Source organism: Arthrobacter sp. Y3223164 (assembly GCF_059091005.1).
The window spans coordinates 1-2,992 of the sequence record NZ_JBNHGF010000340.1 but is presented as its reverse complement, the minus strand read 5'-3'; the positions used below and the strand labels follow the sequence as shown (position 1 = coordinate 2,992).

Genomic DNA, 2,992 nt, shown 5'->3' with positions numbered 1-2,992 from the left:
GCCGGTGCCGCGGCGACCGCCTACGGCCGGCTGGCCTCGTTCCTCGAGGCCGAGCTGCTGCCGGCAGCACCGGAGAAGGACGCCGTCGGGCGCGAACGCTATGCCCTGATGTCGCGCCGTTTCCTGGGCTCCGCGGTGGACCTGGAAGCCACCTATGCCTGGGGGGTGGCGGAATTGGACCGCATCATCGCGGAGCAGGAAGCCGTGGCGGAGCAGATCCGGCCCGGGGCCAGCATCGAAGAAGCGATGGCGCTGCTGGATGCGGATCCCCAGCGGCAGCTGCACGGCACCGACGAGCTGCAGGCGTGGATGCAGCGCCTCTCGGACAAGGCCGTTGAGGAACTCGCCGGCCACTTCGAGATCTACGAACCGATGCGCCGGCTGGAGTGCATGATTGCCCCGACGCATGAGGGAGGCATCTACTACACCGGCCCCAGCGACGACTTCGCCCGGCCGGGCCGCATGTGGTGGTCGGTGCCCGAAGGCGAAGACAGCTTTACCACGTGGAAGGAAACCACCACGGTCTACCACGAAGGCGTTCCGGGCCACCACCTCCAAATCGCGACGGCCACCTACCGGCGCGAGCTGCTGAACAACTGGCGACGGAACATCTGCTGGGTTTCCGGCCACGGCGAAGGCTGGGCACTGTATGCCGAACGCCTGATGGATGATTTGGGCTACCTGGCCGATCCGGGCGACCGGATGGGCATGCTGGATGCGCAGCGCATGCGGGCCGCGCGCGTGGTGTTCGACATCGGCGTCCATTTGGAGCTGGAGATCCCGGAGCGCTGGGGCTCGGGTGCCTGGACACCGGAGAAGGGCTACGAGTTCCTGCGCAAGAACATTGCCATCAGCAAGGGCCAGCTGGACTTTGAATTCGCCCGCTACCTGGGCTGGCCGGGACAGGCGCCGGCCTACAAGCTGGGCCAAAAGCTCTGGGAGGAAATCCGCGACGAGCGACGCCTGCGCGAGGGCGACGCGTTCGACATCAAGGCCTTCCACAGCCAGGCGCTGAATATCGGTTCGGTCGGGCTGGACACCCTGCGGCGCGCGCTGCTGGGCGAGGACCCGGTGCCCGCCACCGGCTGACGCGGGCCGGTTCCGGCCGCGCGCGGACAAACAGGAGGGCCGATGCATCCCCCAACGGTGCACCGGCCCTCATCTGTGCCGGGTCCCTTCGGCCCTTAACGGGGCGTACTCTCCGGCGGGAGAAGCTCCCGCCGAAATCGTACGGTCAGGCAACCGGTCCAGGGGCCAACCGCGGCGCTTCTTTACGCTCAGGTCACGGCGCGGAAACACCCTAAGCAGGGTTCGCTTTGCGGCGCCGGATAAGCTTGGTCGGATGACCGATCTTCGCCTGATACTCGCCTCAGCCTCCCCCGCCCGCACCAAGCTCCTGACCGAAGCCGGCATCGCGCACGAGGTCCTGGTCTCGGATGTTGACGAGGACGCGGTCACGGCGGGCTACGGCATCACCGACCCGCACGACACGGCGCTGTTGTTGGCAAGGGCCAAGGCCGAGGCTGTTGCGGCGCTCCCCGCGGCCGAAGGCGCCTTGGTGCTTGGCTGCGACTCCGTGTTCGAACTCGACGGCGCGCCGTACGGCAAGCCGCATGAGCCGGACGTCGCCCGGGAACGCCTGCATCGGATGAGCGGGCGGCACGGGGTGCTGCACACGGGTCATTGGCTGGTGGACTGCCGCCCCACCGCCTTCGAGGCCGGCGGGCAGGAAAGCCCCGGCGCCGGATCGGGGGCCACCGTAGGGGCGGTCGCCTCCGCCGCGGTGCATTTCGCCCAGCTCACCGACACCGAAATCGACGCCTACGTGGCCAGCGGCGAACCGCTGCACGTCGCCGGTTCGTTCACCATCGACTCGCTGGGCGGCGCCTTCATCGAGCGGGTGGACGGGGACCCGCATGCCGTCGTCGGCCTCTCGGTATCCACCCTGCGCCGGCTGCTGTCCAGCGCCGACGTTCAGATCACCGACCTCTGGAGCTATTAGGCCCTTTCCGGTCCGGGGTTTTATGACGCGGCATTTCCCGTGTTTAACCGTTTCATCATCTTCTGCTTAATTCTGCAGTCCAAAAACTTATTTCGTTAAGCAACGGAGATTTCTCTCCTATATTCGTCCTTGTCTGACGTCATCAGACTGGGGGAATCTAGTTTGGCGCCGTCAGCAAAGTGCCCCTCATCGAACACGAGTTGGGGTACTACATGTTTCGCAAACGGCCTCCACGCCGGCTTAGTTTCAGATACGTCCTTGCGGTCCTGCTGGCCGCGCTGCTCTCACTTGGGACAGTTCCAGCCTTTGCCGGCGAGATTGGTTCGATCTCCGGGACCGTGACCGTCCCCGAAGGCCATTCGGCGGCATCGGTTACTGTGCGCGCATTCACCGCCGCAGACCACGAAGCCTCCGCAGAAGCGAAGGTGGCCGACGACGGCCGTTACCTCCTGGTGAATCTCGTGCCGGGCGACTACAAGCTTGAGTACGTGAGCGATGACGATGAAATCGCCTCAACCTGGCATGGAAATTCTTCTACATTCGATGACGCTGCTCTGATCGCGCTGGGTGGTTTAGCTCTGACCGGCGTCGACATGGACTTAGTTCTCAAGCCATCCGACGCTGGCAGTAAGTCGAATGACAGCGATAACGCAGCCGGTTTAGAAGCAACCGCTCCGACAGCTTCAGAGCCTGAACTGGGCGAGCAAGTGGCCATCGACGCCGAATCCCCGGCGCAAAACCAGACCGAGCAAGCCAGGCCTGACACAACGCGCGAGGATGCTGCAAGCTCGGATAGAGCGACAGCGGTGCCCTCACTCGGTGCATCGGCTACTGCCACGATCTCCGGGACCATAGTGGTTCCTAACGGCGCCAACGTCAGTGATGTATACGTGTATGCCTACACCGACAATGAGTGGGACGACGTAGCCTCAAGCTGGGTGCAAGAAGACGGTACCTACAGGCTCACCGGACTGACAGCCGGCGAGTACA

3 protein-coding genes are annotated in these 2,992 nt (G+C 64.7%); all 3 read left to right on the top strand.

Translation table 11 applies throughout. The annotated features are described in order from the left end of the window. Positions 1-1,089, top strand: a 1,089-nt coding sequence (locus AC5RUJ_RS13675) for a DUF885 domain-containing protein (protein ID WP_494156013.1), incomplete at its 5' end; no start/stop codon positions are given. Positions 1,090-1,342: 253 nt separating this feature from the next. Beyond that, entirely contained in the window at positions 1,343-2,002 is a 660-nt protein-coding gene (locus AC5RUJ_RS13670; protein ID WP_494128961.1) for a Maf family protein, read from the top strand. Positions 2,003-2,181: 179 nt separating this feature from the next. Then, the coding region (locus AC5RUJ_RS13665; RefSeq protein ID WP_494156012.1) for a carboxypeptidase-like regulatory domain-containing protein at positions 2,182-2,992 on the top strand (811 nt) is incomplete at its 3' end.